Below are 17788 nucleotides of genomic sequence, written 5' to 3' on the forward strand. Positions count from 1 at the left end.
GTCTATCTGTAAACCTTGTGAACAGATATACGTCTGACGCGGCGGCGCGCGTCCCGACCGAAGGGACGATCAGGTGATCGCAGAACTCTCCGTTCGTACCAGAAGGATCTTGTCCGTGTTCGTCGCCCTCGTCGTGGCCGTGAGCGCTGGCGTCGGCCTCGGCGTCGCACACAGCGCGCAGGCCGCGCCGACGTTCAAGGTCCTGGCCTTCTACAACGGCACCTGGGACGACGCGCACATCGACTTCGTCAAGGACGCGCGCGCCTGGTTCCCGCAGGCCGCCGCCCAGTACGGCTTCTCCTGGGAGGCCACCAACAACTGGAGTCTGCTGAACACGTCCAACCTGGCCCAGTACAAGGTCGTCATGTTCCTGGACGACGCGCCGCCCGCCGCCCAGCGCCCCGCCTTCCAGCAGTACATGCAGAACGGCGGCGCGTGGATGGGCTTCCACGTCAGCGCGTGGACCGACAATCCGTCGAGCTGGAGCTGGTACTACAACACGTTCCTCGGCTCCGGCTCGTTCCGGACCAACACCTGGCTCCCGACCCGGGTCACCATGCGCGTCGACAACCGCACCCACGCGGCCACCCGGAACCTGCCGGCGACGTTCTCGTCGTCGTTCAGCGAGTGGTACTCGTGGAGCAACGACCTGCGGCAGAACTCCAACATCGACATCCTGGCCTCGGTCGACCCGTCGAGCTTCCCGGTCGGCACCGACCCCAACCAGTCCTGGTACAGCGGTTACTACCCGCTGGTCTGGAGCAATCGGCAGTACAAGATGATCTACGCCAACTTCGGGCACAACAAGATGGACTACGGCACCAAGACCGGCCTGTCGTCCACCTTCGACAGCGCCCAGCAGAACAAGCTGCTGATCGACGGGCTGCACTGGCTCGCCGGCGTCGGCACGTCGCCGACCCCGACCCCCACGCCCACCCCGACCGGCAGCGCCGGCCCGATCTCGCCGACCGCCTGGCACACCGTCGTCAACCGGGGCAGCGGCAAGTGCGTGGACGCGCGGGCCGCCGGCACCGCGAACGGCACCGCGATCCAGCAGTACGCCTGCAACAACAGCACCGCCCAGCAGTACCAGTTCGTCCCGACCAGCGACGGCTACCTGCGGGTCAACAACCGCAACAACAGCGCGCAGGTGCTCGATGTCACCGACCGGTCGACCGCCGACTCGGCCCCCATCCAGCTCTGGTCCTACAGCGGCGGCGTCAACCAGCAGTGGCGCGCGGAGTCCGAGGGCGGCGGCTACTACCGCCTGGTCAACCGCAGCAGCGGCAAGTGCCTGGACGTGCCGGGAGCATCGACGGCGGACAGCGTCCAGCTCATCCAGTACACCTGCAACGGCACCGCGGCACAGTCGTTCCGGCTGGTGGCCGCGTCGTAGGGCCAGTACGACGACGGTCGGTTCGTCGGCTCCGTCACGGTCCCGCGCCGGAGGAGGCCACCTGCGCGTCGGCTCCTTTGCTCTGCTTCAGCGGAGGAAACACCGGGTGTCCGACTATCGGACGTCAGGGTGTCGCCTGGATTGAAGCAGAGCAAAGGTGGACTCGACCACCATCGCCCGCCCGCGGTCGCTCGGGGCGGCGGCGATAATCCATTGCGGACTCGCCGCCGCCCCTTCTAGGCTCGGCGGCGCACGGCCAACTGATCAACCCCGGAGGGAGTACGCCATGTCGCGCCGCGTCCGCACCGACGCCCGCCGGTGTCTGCTCCCCACCGGCACCCCCGCGCTCGACATCACCGCCCCGTGTGCCTATCGCACCTTGCGGGGCAACGGGTCGGGGTGGCGCGACTGACGCCGACGCTCATCGCGTCCGCCGGCCGCCCATCCCACCGGGATCGGGCGGCCCTTTCGTATCCGCGTACCGCCGCCGGCCCACAGTCGGCCGGCGCATGATCGATATCGGTCACCCGCACGACAGAAGGAGACCATCATGGGATTCACCCCGCTCGCCGGGACCCGGGCGCCGGTCCGGGTCTGGACCGACCCGTACGCCATCGAGCCGCAGGCCGCGAAGCAGCTGCGGAACATCGGCGCGCTGCCCTGGGTGCAGGGTGTCGCCGTGATGCCGGACGTGCACTTCGGCAAGGGCGCGACGGTCGGCTCGGTGATCGCCATGCGACAGGCCGTCTCGCCGGCCGCCGTCGGCGTCGACATCGGTTGCGGCATGTCGGCGGTACGCACCTCGCTGACCGCCGTCGACCTGCCCGACGACCTGGCCGGGCTGCGGTCCGCGATCGAGGCCACCATCCCGGTCGGCTTCGCCCAGCGGCCCGAGGCCGTCAACCCGCGTCGGGTCCGTGGCCTGGAGCAGGCCGGCTGGGACGACTTCTGGGGTCGCTTCGCCGGTCTGGACCCTCGGGTGGCGCAGCTTGAGACGCGGGCCCAGCGGCAGATCGGGACGCTCGGCGGCGGTAACCACTTCATCGAGGTCTGCCTCGAGCAGGGCGGCGACGACGAGGGCCGGGTCTGGCTGATGCTGCACTCGGGGTCCCGCAACATCGGCAAGGAACTGGCCGAGCGGCACATCGGCGTGGCCCGGCGGTTGCCGCACAACGCCGACCTGCCCGACCGGGACCTCGCCGTGTTCCTCGCCGGCACGCCGGAGATGGACGCGTACCGGCGGGACCTGTGGTGGGCGCAGGAGTACGCGCGGCGCAACCGGGCCGTCATGCTGGCCCTGCTCTGCAACGTGGTGCGCGAGCAGTTCCCGCAGGTCGGCTACGACGAGCCCATCTCCTGCCACCACAACTACGTCTCCGAGGAGAGCTACGACGGCGTCGACGTGCTGGTCACCCGCAAGGGCGCGATCCGGGCCGGCCGGGGTGACCTGGGCATCATCCCCGGCTCGATGGGGACCGGGTCGTACATCGTGCGGGGCCGGGGTAACCCGGACGCGTACTGCTCGGCGTCGCACGGTGCCGGGCGGCGGATGTCACGGGCGCAGGCGAAGCGGACGTTCAGCACCGCCGACCTGGCCGCGCAGACCGCCGGCGTGGAGTGCCGCAAGGACGCCGGGGTGGTCGACGAGATCCCCGGCGCGTACAAGGACATCACCGCCGTGATGGCCCAGCAGGAAGACCTGGTGGAGGTGGTCGCGCACCTCAAGCAGGTCGTCTGCGTCAAGGGCTGAAGAGGGTACGCGCGGGCCGGGAGCACCGGCCCGCGCGTCATCCTCAGAAGCCGACGAAGACCCGACGCAGGTCGTCCAGGGTCACCGGGCCGCTCACCCGTACACCGTCCGGCGTATAGCGGGACCCGAGCCGGCCGACCACCAGCCGCAGCCACGCCTCGGCCGGCAGGGACAACTCGCCGTCCGGCTGCTCGGGCGTGTCGGTCAGCGCGATCGGCTCGCCGAGCCGCAGCCCGAACGTCCGCTCCGGATCCCGCAGCCGTACCAGCAGGGTCGCCTCGCGGCCGGCCAGCTCCGCGGGCCGGCTGGTCCAGCTCAGCATGCCGCCGAGCTGGTCGAGGAGCAGCGGCACCGCCTCCGGCGTCACCGCCGCGAACGGGTTGAACGCCACCTCGGCGTCCCACTGGTGCAGGGCGAACTCGCTGAGCCGGAACCGGGCGGCGGTGGCTACGTCGACCGGGTCGGGCAGGAAGCCGAGGTTGATCCGCAGTGTCTGGCGGGTCTCGGCGTCCAGCGCCTCGTACGCCTCGACCAGACGCTCGTTGGACGCCAGGAAGCCGGCGGCGTGCTCCTCGGGGGACATGGCGTCCCAGCGCTGCCACACGCCACGGTTGAAGTCGCCGTCCGGGGCGGGCGTGCCCTCGATGGAGGCGTTCAGGCCCGCGAGGCCGATCTCGGCGCCGCTGCCCAGGTGGCTGAGCACCTGGGAGACCTGCCATTCGCTGGCCCCGGAGGGCTGGCGCAGGTCGTCGTCCTTCAGGTCGCGCACGAGCGCGGCGAGCTCCTCGTGGCCCGCCCGTAGCGCGTGGATGATCTGGTCGGCAGCCGTGGACATGTGTCTCCTCAACGGATCTTCGACGATGGTCGGGACGCTACCGGACGGTCTGCGCCGGCCGGACGCACCCGGTGTGCGCCGCCCGGCCCGTACCCCATCGGGCGCGGGCCGGGCGGCGTCGTTCGGGCTCAGCCCATGTGCACGGCGTTGCCGGCCGGGATGTCCTCCTTGCGCACCTTCACCAGGACCAGGGTGACCAGCCCGGCGAGCACGATCAGGACCGCGCCCCAGGCGAACGCGACGCGGTACCCGTGCACCAGCGCCTCCACCTGCGTCGCCGGGTTCGGCGCCCGGCCGACCAGGTACGCGGCGACCGCGCTGGTGTAGAAGGTGTTCAGCAGCGCGGTGCCGAGTGAGCCACCGACCTGCTGGGTGGCGTTGAGCGTCGCGCTGGCCGCGCCGGCGTCGTGCTCCGGCACCCCGACCAGCGCGAGGCTGGACAGCGGGACGAAGGTGAAGCCGAGACCCAGGCCCAGGACGACCTGCGCGGGCAGCAGGTGGGTGAGGAACGAGGTGTCGACGTCGATCTGGGTCAGCACCAGCATGCCCGCGGCGGCGAGCACCGCACCGGCGACCATCAGCGGCTTGGCGCCCAGTCGCGGCATGAGCTGGCTGGCGCCACCCGCGGCGATCAGCACACCGGCGGTGACCGGCAGCGACGCGAGGCCGGCCTCCAGGGGCTTGTACTGCAACACCACCTGGAAGTAGAAGGTCAGGAAGAGGAACGCCCCGAACAGGCCCGCGCCGATCAGCGTCGAGGTGAGGTACGCCCCGCCCCGGTTGCGGTCCAGGATGATCCGCAGCGGCAGCAGCGGGTGGTTGGTGCGCAGCTCGATCACCACGAAGGCGGCCAGCAGCACCACACCGGCGGCGATGAATCCGAGCGTGGCGGTCGCGTCCCAACCGTCCTCGGCCGCCTTGGTGAAGCCGTAGACGAGGGAGACCAGACCGGCGGTGACGACGACCGCGCCGGGCACGTCGTAGCGGGTGTTGCCGTGCGCCCGGCTCTCCGGCACGAGCGGGAGGGCGAAGGCGATCGCGACGGCGGCGACCGGGATGTTGACCAGCAGGCACCAGCGCCAGTCGGCGTACTCGGTCAGCACCCCGCCGAGCAGCAGCCCGACCGCGGAGCCGCCACCGGCGATCGCGCCGTATACGGCGAACGCCTTGGCGCGCTCGGTGGCCTCGGTGAACAGCACCGTGAGCAGGGCCAGGGCGGCCGGCGCGAGCAGCGCGCCGAACGCGCCCTGCAACGCGCGGGCGGCGAAGAGCATCCCACCGGTGGTGGCGAGGCCGCCCAGCGCGGAGGCCAGCGCGAAGCCGGTCATGCCGACCAGGAAGGTGCGCTTGCGCCCCCAGTAGTCGGCGATCCGGCCGCCGAGCAGGAGCAGACCGCCGAAGGCCAGCGTGTAGGCGGTGATCACCCACTGCCGGTTCGCGTCGGTGATCCCCAGGTCGGCCTGGGCCTGCGGGAGCGCGATGTTCACGATGGTGGCGTCGAGGACGACCATCAGCTGCGAGACCGCGATGACCCCCAGGGCGATCCAGCGCCGCGGGTGCGGGGCGCCTGTCGACGTCCCGGCGCCGGGGGCGCCGGGGGCGGTCGAGGTGGTTCCGGGCATGGTGAAGCCTTCCGTGGTGCGGATGTTGATGGATCAGGCCTGGGACGGGCGGTCGTGCCGGTAGGTCAGGACCGGGATCAGCACCTGGTCGACGACCTGGGTGAGGAACGCGTCGTCGGCGGGTAGACCGTGCGCGACCAGTCGGGACATGAGGAGCGCGGGCGCGAGATCGTGGAACAGGTCCCGTTCGCCGGCCTCCGGGGGGATCTCCCCACGGGCGGCGGCGCGGACGAGGACGGCGGTGCTGGCCACCCGACCGGCGGGCAGCACCTGGTGGCGTACCAGACGCTCCAGCTCCGGACTCGTCCGCATCGCGAAGGTCAGCGCCTGCATCAGGTCGCAGTCGGCGACACAGATGGCGGCGGTGGCGCGGAGCAGCTCGAGCAGGTCACCCCGCAGTGAGCCGGTGTCGGTTGGGTTGAGCACGCCGACCTGGCGGTCGCTCAGGGCGGCGACGACCAGCTCGGCCTTGCCGTCCCACCGTCGGTAGATGGTGGCCTTGCTCACGTGGGCGCGGGCGGCCACGGCGTCGATGGTCATCCGGTCGTAGCCGACCTCGCGCAGCAGGTCGATCACCACGCTGAACAGGTCGGTGCTCGTGCACCGGGCCGACCGCGCGGCCGGCACGCCGACGCCCGCGCTCACCTGCTGACCCTCCAGCACTGGCACCCCCCGTGAAACGATGTCGTACTGACCATAGTTCGCTCGGAGCCCTTCTTGCAGGCTTTTATGAGGTGCGTCGCATCGAGCGAGCGAAACGGTCGCGTTTCGCGCTCAGCTGTCGGGCGGCGCGAGGAGCACCGGCACGGTCACCGTGTTGATCCGTGTGCCGTCGCGGGCCGACACCTCGTACACCTCGATCGTGCCGTGCTGCTGCCTGGTCGTACGCCAGTTCACCACCACCCGGTAGTCGCCCCGGCAGCCACTGCCGCAGCTCGCCGTGCCGAAGGCGGTGGCCACCTGGCGGCCGGCGTCGTCCAGCACCCGGACGCTCACCGTGGCCTCGAACACGTCCGCCGTGCCGCTGACGGTAAGCGGGGCGGTGACCCTCTCGCCGACGCTCGGCCCGGTGACCACGATCGGCGCGAGCAGTCCCGGATAGTCGGCCCGACCGACCGGTGCGCCACCGGGGAAGCGGACCCGCCGGACGGTGGGGAACTGCGTGAGCGTCCACACCACCTGCGCCTCGCGCAGCCGCCGACGGTCCGGCGGGTCGTCGGCGAGTGGGACTGGACCGAGCGTCGCCACGCCGTCGGCGATGCGGGTGACCTCGACGGTGTTCGGCAGCAGGGTGACCATCCCGGTGGCGGCCTCGGCCGGCGTCGGCCCGGCGGACAGCTCAGTCAGGGCGAGCCGGGACGTCGCGACGGTGGCCGGTCGGGTGCGCCGGGTGGGCACGAGCCGCCCGGAGCGGACGTACCACAGCTCGATCGTCACCGGCTCCGGCCGGCGGGTCCCGGTGACCGCCGGCGTCGGCGGACGCGGCGGGGTGGCGCTGGTCGGCGGAGGGGTTCCCGGCTCCGACGCCGGAACCGGGGCGTCGGACGCCCTGCCTGCGGTGGGCGCGACCGTCGGCGGCGACACGGTGGGCGCCGCGCCCAGGACACCGGAACGGGGAGTGCCACAGCCGGCGAGGACGAGCGCGGCGACGAGCATCGCGCTGCCCGCCGCACGGCACCAGTCACGCCCCGTCGCGCCGAAGCGGCTCATCCCGCCTCCCTCCTTCACGCTCTCGTCGGGTCGGGTCGGGTCGGGTCGGGTCGGGTCGGGTCGGGTCGGGTCGGGCTCGGCTGGCCGGGGCCGTGGGCGGGCAGTTCCAGGCGGAACCGCGTGCCGACGCCCGGCGCGCTGCGCACGCTCAGCACCCCGCCCAGCACCGCCGCGTGTTCCCGCGCGATCGCCAGACCGAGGCCGCTGCCCGAGGCCGAGCGCGCGGCGTCGACCTTGTGGAACCGGTCGAACACCAACGGCAGGTGCGCGTCCGGGATGCCAGGCCCCTGGTCGGCCACCTCGAACACGACGCCGGGGCCCGCCGCGCGCACGCTCGCGGAGATCTCACCGCCGCCGTGCTCGACCGCGTTGGCGACCAGGTTGGCCAGGACCCGCTCCAGGTGGCGAGGGTCCGTGCGCAGCGCGACGGGATCGCCGGTCACCAGCACCCGGTCCGACCAGCCGCGCGCCGCGACGATCGCGCGCAGCAGCGCCAGCGCGTCCACCGGCTCGACGCTCGGGCGGTCCCGCCCGGCGTCCAGCCGCGAGATCTCCATCAGGTCCTCGATCAGGCGGCGCAGCCGGACCACGTCCCCGACCAGCAGCCGCGCGGCCGGCCGGGCGTCGTCGGGCAGCCGGTCCAGCTGCTCGCGCAGCAGCGAGGCCGCCGCCACCAGGGCGGTCACCGGGGTACGCAGCTCGTGCGCGACGTCGGCGGTGAACCGTCGCTCCCGGGCCTGCGCGGCCGACAGGGCGGCGATCTTCGCCTCCAGCGCCTCGGCCATCTCGTTGAACGACGCGGCCCACGCGCTGAACTCGTCCCGCCCGCGTACCGGCAGACGGGTGGCGAGCAGCCCCTCGGTGAGCGCCCGGGCGGCGCGGCTGGCCCGGCCCACCGGTTCCAGGGCGCGGCGGGCCAGGAGGTTGCCCACCGTGGCGGCGACCAGGACGACCACCACCCAGCCGGCCAGCAGCGCGGCGTACACCTGGTTCAGGTCGGCCGCGATGTCGTCCTCCACGGTGATCACGTACAGCTCGGCGGTCGAACCGGGGATACGCCCGCCCACCACCAGCAGTCGGGGGCGCTGCGCCGACGTCGACCGCTGGTACGCGAGCTGCCCGTCCGCGACCGACGCCCGCAGGCGCGCACCCAGGGCCGGTGCGTACCCGGGGTGGGAGGGACGGGTGACGCCGTCGACGAGGACCACGTGCCGACCGCTGCCCTCGAAACTGGTGAGCAGTTCGGCGTCGCGCTGGTCGTTCAACGGCGGGAACTGTCCGGCGAGCACGAGCTGGTAACGGGCGTCGGCGGTCGCCTGGCGCAGCGACGCGTCCCACCAGGACTGCCGCAGCAGCAGCCCGGTCCCGCCGGCGAGCAACCCGGCGGACACCCCGGCGACCAGCACGAACGCGATCGTCAGTCGGCGACGCAGCCGGCCGGGCGGCACCGGGCGTACGGCCATCGCCGACCTCCCGTCAACCGTCGGACAGTTTGTAGCCCGCGCCGCGTACCGTGCGGATGCGCCGCGGGTGCGCCGGATCGTCCTCGACCTTCGCGCGCAGCCTCTGCACCGCCACGTCGACGAGCCGTGAGTCACCCAGGAAGCGGTGGTTCCAGACCAGGTCCAGCAACAGCTCCCGGGTGAAGACCTGGCCGGGGCGTCGGGCCAGCTCCAGCAGGAGCCGGAACTCGGTGGCGGTCAGCTCCACCTCCCGGCCGTCCCGGCGTACCACGAATGCGCCCGGGTCGATCTCCAGGTCGCCGACGGCGATGGTGCGCGACGGCGTCGGCGCGCTCACCCGCCGCAGCACCGAGCGGACCCGGGCCACCAGCTCCGGCAGGTCGAAGGGCTTGCGCAGGTAGTCGTCCGCGCCGCACTCCAGACCGACCACCACGTCGAGCGTGTCGGTGCGCGCGGTCAGCATGAGGATCGGCACCTGGCTGGTGCGCCGGATCTCCCGGCACACCTCCAGACCGTCCAGTTCGGGCAGCATGACGTCGAGAACGATCAGGTCGACCGGGTGCGCGCGCCAGGTCACGAGCGCCTGTCGTCCGTCGGTGGCGGTGTCGACCCGGAAGCCGGCGCGGCGCAGACCGAGGGCGGTGACCTCCCGGATGGAGACGTCGTCCTCGACCACCAGTACGCGGCCCTCCATCAGTCGAGGGTAGACCCGTGACCACTGTGCGTAACCCTGGCGGAACGGTCGTCATCGGCGGCCGGTCGGGTCCTCATCCCGGCACCGTCCACCCGCTACGGTCAGGTGCCTCCGGGCATCCCCCTCACACGAAAGGGCACGACGTGCGACGTCATGGCTGCGTGATCCGACTCCGCCCCGAGCAGCGGGAGACCTACCTGCGGTTACACGCCGCCGTCTGGCCGAGCGTCGAGCAGACGCTGCGCGAGGCGAACTTCCGCAACTACACGATCTTCCTCCACGACGACCTGCTCTTCGGCTACTACGAGTACGTCGGCGACGACTACGAGGCCGACCTGCGGCTGATCGCCGCGGACCCGCAGACCCAGGAGTGGTGGAAGCTGACCGACCCGTGCCAGGAGTCGCTGGCCGAGCCCGGCTCGGGGGACTGGTGGGCCCCGATGCGCGAGGTCTGGCACCTGGCCGACGAGGCCCCGCAGGGCTCCGCCGGCTAGCCGTTCCACGGTCGGCGCGCCGGCTCCCGCCTCGACCTCGGTGGGAGCCGGCGCGGATCCCGGTCAGTCCGCGATCTTGATGATCGTCTTGCCCGCCGTGCGCTGGCGTCGGGCGAACGCCGAGGCCGTCTCGTCGAGCGGCCGTACCGCGCCCACGATGGGCCTGAGCCGTCCGGTGCGGACACGTTCGGCGAGGTCGACCAGCCGGGCACGGTCCGGCTCGACGACGAAGAAGACGGCTCGCCCGTCCCTGGGCTGGACCTCGGGCGGCGCGGCGATGGTGACCACGGTGCCGCCGGGGCGGACCAGCTCGGTCGACCGTCGCAGGATGTCGCCACCGATGACGTCGAGCACCACGTCCACCTCGCCGATCTGTCGCAGGTCGTCGGCGTCCAGGTCGGCGAAGGCCTGCGCGCCGAGAGACAGCGCGACGTCCCGGTCGGCGGCGCGACCGGTGCCGATCACCCGGGCGCCCACCTCCCGCGCGAGTTGGACGGCGATCGAGCCGACACCTCCGGCGGCGCCGTGCACGAGAACGGTCTGACCGGCCGTGAGGTGGGCGTGGTCGAACAGCCCCTGCCACGCGGTCAGTCCGGAGATCGGTAGCGTCGCGGCCACCGTGTGGTCGACGTCGGCCGCCAGCGGGGCGAGGTTCCGCGCCTCCACCGCCGTGTACTCGGCGAGGGATCCGTCGCGGGCCCAGTCGGTCAGGCCGAACACCCGCTGACCCACGGTGAGGCCGGTGGTGCCGTAGCCGAGGTCGGCCACGACACCCGAGAGCTCGTGGCCGGGGATGGTGGGCGTCCGGTCACGCCCCGCGCGGTCGGTCCACGTCGTCGGCCAGTCGAGCTCCCCGGGTGTGAAACCGGCGGCGTGGACGCGCACGATGACGTCGTTCTCCGCGGCGTGGGGGTACGGCATGTCGGTCAGGGTGAGTCCCTGCACCCCGGCGTCACGGTCGCGTACGGTGATGGCTCTCATGCTCGTGGTCTTTCAGCTCGGCCAGGGTGCGCCGACGATGCGCTCGACCGTCGTCACGCGCCGGAAGCCGGGAACGAAGTGTTCGAGATAATCGGAGTTGACGGTGCCGATCGTGGTTTCGGTTCGATTCTTCAGCCCGTCGACCGTGGTGCGCAGGAATTCGTTCTTGAAATCCCCGCGCGGATGCCACCACCCTGAGGCACGGTCGCCCGGGTCCGACCGGGCTGGGCCGGGGTACGGCGGCGGTCACCACTGGTGGGCGACGTCGAGCACGATCCGGCTGTGGGTGCCCGGACCGGCCAGCACGACGGCGCGGAACGGCAGCCGGGCCCGTACGCCGACGGCGAAGGTGGTGTAGCCCTCGAAGCTGCCGCCGAACACCACGTCGCGCAGCGTCGGGTAGCGCAGCAGGTTCGTGACGTGCGTGCCGACCGGGTACGGCACCGTGCCGAGGTGGTCGGCGTCGTACGCCGGGGCCCGCAGCGAGACCCGCAGCAGCGCGCCTCCGGCGGTGTACGGCGACAGCGCGAGCCCCTCGCCCTCGGTCCAGGTCTCGCCGTAGCCGATCGTGTACCCGTCGACCGGGCCGGCGAACTCGAACACCACCCGGTCGTAGCAGTCGTGCTGGCCCGTCCGGACGTCGACCAGGGGGGCGTCGCTGAGCGCGCCGGCCGACTTCTCCCCGCTGCCCCAGGTGATCCCGCAGTACGCCGCCTCGGTGGCGGCGCGCGCCGAGCCGGCGCCTGTCGCGCTGCTGGTGCCCGCCGCGCTGCTGCCCGCCGTGGCGAGCACTCCGGCGAGGACGACCGCCGTCGCGGTCAGCGCGCTCCTGATCCTCATCGTGGTTCTCCGTTCGGTGTCCCGGGGTCACGTCGCGGCGGCTCTGCCGGTGACCCTCAGTCGTCACCGTCGTCCCGCCCCGACACGGGCACCTCGCCGCCGGGTAACCGCTGGGTAACAGCCGACGACGCGCCGCTATCGGCGTCAGCTGCGGCGTGGCGTGGCGTGGCACCCCACGGCGTCCCACCTTGCGATACGGTGCGTCGCATCGGCACCTCGGAGGTGGATGGATGCCTGCCGTCGTCGTCCTCGCGTTGACCCTCGCCCTCGCCCCGACGCCCACACCCGCGCCGACGCCGACGGTGTCCGCCACACCGGGTCCGCTCGGTGAACTGGTCGGCGGTGTCGGCCGGATCGTCGGCGACCTGCTGGGCGGCCGCGGTACGCCCACACCGGTCCCGACGTCGAGCGGCACCCGTGCCCCGACCTCCGGCCCGAGCCGACCATCCGCGACCGCGCCCAGCCCGTCGACGCCCGGCGCGAACCCCGGGCCCGCGGAGTCGCCGGCCGGTGCCCGGGCCACGGTCCCGCCCGATCGCCCCGACGGGCGCGCGGGCACCAACGGACGCGACCCGGCCGTGCCCGTGCGGGGCGGCGACACCCCGGCGCCGATCGTCGCGCCGGCCATCGCCGACCCCGTCCGCGACGGCTGGCCACCCGTGTCCTATCTCCTGGTGGCGGCGGTCCTGGTCGGGTTGGCGGTGCTGCTGCTGCGCCGTCGTAGCAGTGCCGGTCCCTCGGCGGTTCCCGCACCGACTCCCGACCCGACGCCATCTCCCGATCCCGATCCCGGGCCGGACAACGTCCGCCGCCTGCCGACCAGCCTCAACGCCATCTACGAGCTGGGTCGGCTGGACGAGCGACTCGAGCAGGAGCGCCGCCGCCGACCCTGACCGGCGGTCTCAGTGCTTCGGGTACGCGCCCTCGCGCCGGGGGATCGCGTCGTCGTACGCCCCGGACGGGCCGTGGTAGCGGGTCGCGCCGCTCGGGTACGGCCACGCGTTGGCACGGCAACCGTGCAGGCCCAACGTCTGCTGCTGCATCACCGGCGCCGGCCGGCCCGATCCCGGGCAGCGTTCGTGGCCGAACCCGAGGCGGTGCCCCACCTCGTGGTTGACCATGTACTGCCGGTAGGTGGTCAGGCTCGCGCCGTAGTCCGGCACGCTCGACACCCAGCGCGCCACGTTCAGCACCACCTTGTTGCCGCTGCGGCAGGACGTGTAGCCGTCCGGCACGTCCTGGCAGAGAGTGTCGCGGGTGCCGGGGGTCGCCAGGTAGATGGTGAAGTCCGCCGGATCGCCGGAGCCCACCCGCCGCAGCCGCCAGTCCCCGCCCGCCGTCCATCCGCGCGGGTCGTTCAACGTCGCGGTGATCGCGGTGGCGATGTCACCCGCCGCGAGACCATGGATGTCGCGTTCCACGGCGACCCGATAGCGCAGCAAGGTGCCGCTCTCCGCGCCACCGCGCGTCGTCTCGGCGGCGGCGATCGTCCAGCGGTTGCCGCCGGTCGCGGGATAGCTGACCGGACGGTTGGGCGTGCTGCGGGTGCCGAGGATTCCGACGCCGGTCGGCCGGTTCGTGGCGTGGTCACCGGGTCGCGGTCCGGTGGCGGGGTCTCCGGCGGGCTGCCCGGCCGCTGGCCCCGTGCATCCGGTGAGCAGCGCCACCGCCAGCAGTGACGCCGCCGAGGCCAGATGCCACCGGCGGGTACCCTTCGTCGACATGTCTCTCCCCTCGCGCGTCGCCTGGAGGCGGGCGCACAGGAGAAGACGGGTCGTGGCGACGAAAAGTTGAAGTGATCCGGGTCTCAACCTTTCGGCGGGCGCACCCGTCTGAGGTGATGTGGCACGGGGGAGGGTTCGCGGTGGCGCGGGGTGACGCGGAGTTCGTCGAGTTCGCGCGGGCGGCGTCCGCGCGGCTCGTGCACGCCGCGTTCCTGATGACCGGCGACCACCACCAGGCCGAGGACGCCGCGCAGACCGCGCTGGTCCGCACCTACGCGTCGTGGTCGCGGATCCACGACGACGACGCCTACGGGTACGCGCGTCGCACGTTGGTCAACCACCTGGTGGACCGGTGGCGACGGCCGATGCGGGAGTACCCGACCGACGAGGTGCCGGAGCAGCGACGCGGTGACGTGGCCGACGACGTGGGCGACGACGTGGCCACCCGGCGTTGGTTGGTCGCCATCCTCGGCGCGCTGAGCGCTCGGGAGCGGGCCATCGTCGTACTGCGGTACTACTTCGACCTGCCGGAGGCGCAGGTGGCCCGAGAACTCGCCGTGTCCGTGGGCACCGTCAAGAGCACCAGCTCACGGGCGCTGGAGAAGTTGCGCACCGCCGCGCCGCGTACCACCGACGAGGGGGCGCGCCGATGAGCGAGCTGGATCGGCTCCGGGACGCCATGCGGGCGACCGAACGCCCCGACGCCGTGATCGACCTGGCCCGGGTGATGCGTGACGGGCGGCGGTTGCGGACCCGTCGGCGGGTCACCGGAGCCGCTGCGGCAACACTCGCGGCCGGGCTGGTCGCCGTGACCGCGGTGACGGTCGACCCGAGCGGTTCGCGCGACTCCGCGCCGACGGAGCCCGCGCCCCCGGTCGCCGTGGCTTCACCTCCGGCCGGTGTCGCGCCGACGACGGCGGCGATGTCGGACGACTCGACGCCACCGCCCACGCAGGCTCGTGGCGTGCCGCATCCGAAGCCCCTGGGCCAGGTGATCGACTCCGGAGTAGGGCACGGCACCGACCGGCGGGTCTACTTCTTCGTCGCGGTGACGGTCCCGGGGGTGCCCAAGGTGACCATCGGGTTGGCCGCCGGTCGCCGTGCCGCGGACGGCACGGTGAGCACGGACCTCCTGGTCAACGACGTCGAGGGCGCCGACCGCAGCCCCGGCTTCCACCAGATCGGGTACGACGGGAGCGAGTCGGTCCTCCCGGTGCCTACCTTCGGCTACTTCGTCGGCCCGGCGGCGCGGATCACCGGCACCGTCGACGGTCGGCAGGTCGACGCCACGCTGCGGCGATGGAGTCTGGACAAGCAGGTCGTGATCTTCTGGTTCGATCCGAGCACGCTCACCCCCGGCAGGCGGCTGGACGGCATCGTCGCCCACGACGGTGCCGGTCGACGGCTCTGAGGCCGGGCGTGCCCTGGACGGGTAAATCCTGCTCAGGCCGTCCGGCGTCAGACCAGCCGGCGTTCGATGGTCACGGTCGTGCCCTCGCCGGTGGAGACGAGCCGTACGTCGCCGTAGGCGTTCATCAGCAGCGCGCCCCGGCCCCGGTCCATGGCCGGTCGACGGTCCCGCCAGGTGCCGAAGTCGCGTACCGAGATCCGGACCAGCGCGTCGCCCACCTGGAGCCGGACCCGCACCTCGGGGCGGCTGGGTCGTTGCGCGTGCTCGACGGCGTTGTTCATCGCCTCGGAGGCGGCGAGCAGCAGATCCTCCGCCACGTCCCCGTCGACGTCCAGGTCGTCCAACGCCAGCCGGACGTCCTGGCGCATGGCGGCCGCCGAGGTGGGCACCGACGGGTACGTCCACTGCTCGTCCAGCCGGTCGCCGATCCCGTCGTCGTCCGGGGTACCGGCCGTGGACTTGGCGGCCGGATCGCCGGTCACGCGATCCGCGAGGGGCGCGCTCGGACCGGGCTGGACCTCGACCGCCGTGGGTCGGGCGGAGGTGGGCGGCGTCGGGTCGCCGGCGGCGGCCGGCGCGGGGCGGCGTCGCCGGGTACCTCGGTGCGCGCGCGGCGGATGGCGGTCCGGATCCGGGCGATCAGCTCGGCGGCGGCGAACGGCTTCACCAGGTAGTCGTCGGCGCCCAGGCTCAGACCTGCCACGCTGGCCTCCTCGCCCGCCCGCGCGGAGAGCACAAGCACCGGCAGCGACCGGGTCGCGGGGTCCGCGCGCAACCGGCGGACCAGGTCGAAGCCGTCCAGCACGGGCATCATCACGTCGGTGAGCACCAGGTCCGGTAGCTCCCGGTGAATCGCGTCGAGGGCCTGCCGGCCGTCGGTGACCGACCGCACCCGCCAGCCCTGCGCGGCGAGCAGCCGACTCAGGTACGCGCGCATGTCGCTGTTGTCGTCGGCGAGCAGGATCCGTGCGCCGGCCAGCTCGTCGGCGGCCGGACCGGGCGCCGGGGCGGCCTCGGCGATATCTCCGGCCGGGTCGGTCAGCCAGCCCGTCGCCTCCTGGACGGCGGCGCGTGCCGCGTCGCCCCGCCCTTCGGGGGACGGACCGGTCGTCGCCGCGCGCCGCGCCGCCGACCAGGGCAGGGCCACGGTGAAGGTGGTGCCGGCGCCCACCTGGCTGGTCACCCGCACCTCGCCGCCCTCCAGCCGGGCCAGCTCGTTGACCAGGGCCAGGCCGATCCCGGTGCCCTCGTGGCTGCGCGACCGCGCGCCCTGCACCCGGTGGAAGCGTTCGAAGAGCTTCGGCAGGTCCGCCTCGGCGATCCCGATGCCGGTGTCGGCGACGGTCAGGCGTACCTCGTCGTGGTCGGCGTCCACGGCGACGCGGATGCCACCGATGAACGTGTACTTCAGGGCGTTGGACAGCAGGTTGGTGACGATGCGTTCCCAGTTGACCGGATCGACGGTGACCGGGTGGGGCAGCGGCGGGCAGTCGACGTCCAGGGTCAGTCCGGCCCGCTCGACGGCGGCCCGGAAGACGCTGGCCAGTTCGGCGGTGAGCGCCGGCAGGTCGACCTCGTGTGCGTCGCTGCGGGCCCGGCCGGCCTCCAGGCTGGAGAAGGTGAGCAGGCTGTTGACCAGCGTCAACAGCCGGGTCGCGCTGCGCCAGGCGGTCTCGACCCGCTCGCGCTGCGGGGGCGTCAGGGGCGCGGCGGTGTCGGCGAGGGCGTCGGCCAACGGCCCGAGCATGAGGGTCAGCGGGGTACGGAACTCGTGGCTGACGTTGGTGAAGAAGGTGGTCTTCACCCGGTCCAGCTCGGCCAGCGTCTCGGCCCGGCGTCGCTCCCGCTCGTACTCCTGGGCGTTGCGCACCGCCGTCGAGACCTGCTGCGTCAACAGTTGGTAGAAGGAGCGGTACGCCTCGTCCAGCGAGCGGTTGGGGCTGACGCCGACCAGCAGGACGCCGAGCGGCTGGTCCTCGGCACCCGACGGCAGCGGCAGCGCGAGCGCGGCGCGGGCCGGATCGCCCCACGGGCCGGCGGGCAGTGACAGCCGCCCGTCGAGGCCGGTCACGTCGGTGGGCCGCCCCGCCGCCGCGTCCGGTAGCCCCCAGGCGCGGGCCGTCGGGCCCGGGTCGGCCAGGTCGACGACGGTCGGCAGCGACCCGGTGATGGTCGCGTCGCGCGCGTCGCCGCCCGCGTGGGCGATCCGCCGCAGGGTTCCGCCGTCGCGCAGGTAGATCGCGGCGAACGGCACGTCCAGGGGGTGGCCGCCGATCGCGTCGATCAGCCGCGCGCAGGTCGCGTCCACGTCGACGGTGCGCCCGTCGCCGCGCAGGGACAGGTCGCGCAGCAGCCGCAGTCGCCGTTCGCCGACGACCTGTTCGGTGACCTCGCTGCACACCGTCAGCACGCCCACGGTGCGGCCGTCGTCGTCGCGGGCCGGGGCGTGCGAGACGCTGAAGTAGGCCTCCTCGCGGTAGCCGGCGCGCTCCAGCAGGAGCTGGAGGGCGGGTACCCAACTGGCCACCCCGGTCGCCATGGCCCGCTCGATCAGGGGTGCGAGGACGTCCCAGCCCTCGGCCAGGGTCACCCGTACGTCGTCGCCCAGCGCGCCGGGGTGCTTGTCGCCGATCAGCGCCGAGTACGCGTCGTTGTAGAGCTGCGAGAGGCGGTCGCCCCAGAGCAGCAGCATCGGGTAGCGGGAGGAGAGCACCATCCGTACGGCGGAGCGCAGGCTCTGCGGCCAGTCGGACACCGCGCCGAGCGGTGTGTCGGCCCAGTCCAGCTCCGCCATCAGCCGTCCGGTGGCCCCGCCGCCGTCGAACAGGTCGGTGCGGGGTCGTGTCACGCTCGACCCGGCCTCATCGC

18 protein-coding genes are annotated in these 17788 nt (G+C 73.0%); 7 read left to right on the plus strand and 11 right to left on the minus strand.

Annotated features, from left to right (window positions below):
• Positions 1-115 precede the first annotated feature (115 nt).
• The 3 genes from ACQP0N_RS14165 (at position 116) to ACQP0N_RS14175 (ending at position 3146) form a co-directional block, all read left to right on the plus strand.
• The gene (locus tag ACQP0N_RS14165; protein ID WP_433120648.1) at positions 116-1396 is read left to right on the plus strand and encodes an RICIN domain-containing protein; all 1281 of its coding nucleotides are present in this window, start codon (positions 116-118) and stop codon (positions 1394-1396) included.
• Positions 1397-1682: 286 nt separating this feature from the next.
• A complete protein-coding gene (locus tag ACQP0N_RS14170; protein WP_433120650.1) occupies positions 1683-1808 on the plus strand; it encodes a hypothetical protein in 126 nt (41 codons plus the stop codon).
• 138 nt (positions 1809-1946) lie between these two features.
• Positions 1947-3146 (plus strand): RtcB family protein, encoded by a 1200-nt coding sequence (locus tag ACQP0N_RS14175; protein ID WP_433120652.1) that lies wholly within the window; start codon positions 1947-1949, stop codon positions 3144-3146.
• A gap of 43 nt (positions 3147-3189) precedes the next feature.
• Here the strand turns inward: ACQP0N_RS14175 and ACQP0N_RS14180 are convergent, their stop codons facing one another.
• The 6 genes from ACQP0N_RS14180 to ACQP0N_RS14205 form a co-directional block, all read right to left on the minus strand.
• Positions 3190-3981 carry a maleylpyruvate isomerase family mycothiol-dependent enzyme gene (locus ACQP0N_RS14180; protein ID WP_433120654.1) on the minus strand — a complete coding sequence of 264 codons (792 nt, stop codon included), beginning with the start codon at positions 3979-3981 and terminating at the stop codon, positions 3190-3192.
• Between the two features lie 128 nt (positions 3982-4109).
• Positions 4110-5603, minus strand: a complete 1494-nt coding sequence (locus ACQP0N_RS14185) for a DHA2 family efflux MFS transporter permease subunit (protein ID WP_433120656.1) — start codon at positions 5601-5603, stop codon at positions 4110-4112.
• A 33-nt stretch (positions 5604-5636) separates the two neighbouring features.
• Positions 5637-6272: a TetR/AcrR family transcriptional regulator gene (locus ACQP0N_RS14190; RefSeq protein ID WP_355049982.1), complete on the minus strand. Its 636-nt coding sequence runs from the start codon at positions 6270-6272 to the stop codon at positions 5637-5639.
• A gap of 105 nt (positions 6273-6377) precedes the next feature.
• A complete protein-coding gene (locus ACQP0N_RS14195; RefSeq protein WP_433120658.1) occupies positions 6378-7313 on the minus strand; it encodes a Gmad2 immunoglobulin-like domain-containing protein in 936 nt (311 codons plus the stop codon).
• Positions 7314-7327: 14 nt separating this feature from the next.
• Positions 7328-8776 (minus strand): sensor histidine kinase, encoded by a 1449-nt coding sequence (locus ACQP0N_RS14200; protein WP_433120660.1) that lies wholly within the window; start codon positions 8774-8776, stop codon positions 7328-7330.
• A 13-nt stretch (positions 8777-8789) separates the two neighbouring features.
• Entirely contained in the window at positions 8790-9470 is a 681-nt protein-coding gene (locus ACQP0N_RS14205; RefSeq protein ID WP_433120662.1) for a response regulator, read from the minus strand.
• A gap of 161 nt (positions 9471-9631) precedes the next feature.
• On the opposite strand from ACQP0N_RS14205, the gene ACQP0N_RS14210 reads away from it, so the two are divergent.
• Entirely contained in the window at positions 9632-9964 is a 333-nt protein-coding gene (locus ACQP0N_RS14210) for an L-rhamnose mutarotase (RefSeq protein ID WP_357392783.1), read from the plus strand.
• 63 nt (positions 9965-10027) lie between these two features.
• On the opposite strand, the gene ACQP0N_RS14215 is transcribed toward ACQP0N_RS14210, so the two are convergent.
• The gene (locus ACQP0N_RS14215) at positions 10028-10945 is read right to left on the minus strand and encodes an NADP-dependent oxidoreductase (protein WP_433120664.1); all 918 of its coding nucleotides are present in this window, start codon (positions 10943-10945) and stop codon (positions 10028-10030) included.
• 246 nt (positions 10946-11191) lie between these two features.
• Complete coding sequence (locus ACQP0N_RS14220; RefSeq protein WP_433120666.1) at positions 11192-11785, minus strand: AMIN-like domain-containing (lipo)protein; 594 nt, start codon at positions 11783-11785, stop codon at positions 11192-11194.
• A gap of 230 nt (positions 11786-12015) precedes the next feature.
• On the opposite strand from ACQP0N_RS14220, the gene ACQP0N_RS14225 reads away from it, so the two are divergent.
• On the plus strand, positions 12016-12678 hold the full coding sequence (locus ACQP0N_RS14225; RefSeq protein WP_433120668.1) for a hypothetical protein: 663 nt from the start codon (positions 12016-12018) through the stop codon (positions 12676-12678).
• A gap of 9 nt (positions 12679-12687) precedes the next feature.
• Here the strand turns inward: ACQP0N_RS14225 and ACQP0N_RS14230 are convergent, their stop codons facing one another.
• A complete protein-coding gene (locus ACQP0N_RS14230; protein WP_433120670.1) occupies positions 12688-13509 on the minus strand; it encodes a DUF3152 domain-containing protein in 822 nt (273 codons plus the stop codon).
• Between the two features lie 140 nt (positions 13510-13649).
• Between ACQP0N_RS14230 and ACQP0N_RS14235 the strand changes: the two genes are divergently transcribed.
• Positions 13650-14162, plus strand: coding sequence for a SigE family RNA polymerase sigma factor (locus ACQP0N_RS14235; RefSeq protein ID WP_433120671.1), 513 nt, complete (start codon positions 13650-13652; stop codon positions 14160-14162).
• Positions 14159-14920 carry a hypothetical protein gene (locus ACQP0N_RS14240; protein ID WP_433120673.1) on the plus strand — a complete coding sequence of 254 codons (762 nt, stop codon included), beginning with the start codon at positions 14159-14161 and terminating at the stop codon, positions 14918-14920. The genes ACQP0N_RS14235 and ACQP0N_RS14240 overlap by 4 nt, the downstream gene beginning before the upstream one ends.
• Positions 14921-14967: 47 nt before the next feature.
• On the opposite strand, the gene ACQP0N_RS14245 is transcribed toward ACQP0N_RS14240, so the two are convergent.
• Complete coding sequence (locus ACQP0N_RS14245) at positions 14968-15402, minus strand: ATP-binding protein (protein WP_433120675.1); 435 nt, start codon at positions 15400-15402, stop codon at positions 14968-14970.
• Entirely contained in the window at positions 15399-17768 is a 2370-nt protein-coding gene (locus ACQP0N_RS14250; protein WP_433120677.1) for an ATP-binding protein, read from the minus strand. The genes ACQP0N_RS14245 and ACQP0N_RS14250 overlap by 4 nt, the downstream gene beginning before the upstream one ends.
• Positions 17769-17788: the final 20 nt, after the last annotated feature.

Origin of the sequence: Micromonospora sp. CA-246542, from assembly GCF_050942905.1 — a bacterium.
Lineage (GTDB): Bacteria > Actinomycetota > Actinomycetes > Mycobacteriales > Micromonosporaceae > Micromonospora.

Bases quoted from the DNA above. Each gene is read 5' to 3' on its own strand.
- ACQP0N_RS14205 (WP_433120662.1), bottom strand. From the start codon at position 9,470: ATGGAGGGCCGCGTACTGGTGGTCGAGGACGACGTCTCCATCCGGGAG.
- ACQP0N_RS14200 (WP_433120660.1), bottom strand. From the start codon at position 8,776: ATGGCCGTACGCCCGGTGCCGCCCGGCCGGCTGCGTCGCCGACTGACG.
- ACQP0N_RS14170 (WP_433120650.1), top strand. From the start codon at position 1,683: ATGTCGCGCCGCGTCCGCACCGACGCCCGCCGGTGTCTGCTCCCCACC.
- ACQP0N_RS14175 (WP_433120652.1), top strand. From the start codon at position 1,947: ATGGGATTCACCCCGCTCGCCGGGACCCGGGCGCCGGTCCGGGTCTGG.
- ACQP0N_RS14230 (WP_433120670.1), bottom strand. From the start codon at position 13,509: ATGTCGACGAAGGGTACCCGCCGGTGGCATCTGGCCTCGGCGGCGTCA.
- ACQP0N_RS14220 (WP_433120666.1), bottom strand. From the start codon at position 11,785: ATGAGGATCAGGAGCGCGCTGACCGCGACGGCGGTCGTCCTCGCCGGA.
- ACQP0N_RS14195 (WP_433120658.1), bottom strand. From the start codon at position 7,313: ATGAGCCGCTTCGGCGCGACGGGGCGTGACTGGTGCCGTGCGGCGGGC.
- ACQP0N_RS14185 (WP_433120656.1), bottom strand. From the start codon at position 5,603: ATGCCCGGAACCACCTCGACCGCCCCCGGCGCCCCCGGCGCCGGGACG.
- ACQP0N_RS14225 (WP_433120668.1), top strand. From the start codon at position 12,016: ATGCCTGCCGTCGTCGTCCTCGCGTTGACCCTCGCCCTCGCCCCGACG.
- ACQP0N_RS14215 (WP_433120664.1), bottom strand. From the start codon at position 10,945: ATGAGAGCCATCACCGTACGCGACCGTGACGCCGGGGTGCAGGGACTC.
- ACQP0N_RS14180 (WP_433120654.1), bottom strand. From the start codon at position 3,981: ATGTCCACGGCTGCCGACCAGATCATCCACGCGCTACGGGCGGGCCAC.
- ACQP0N_RS14240 (WP_433120673.1), top strand. From the start codon at position 14,159: ATGAGCGAGCTGGATCGGCTCCGGGACGCCATGCGGGCGACCGAACGC.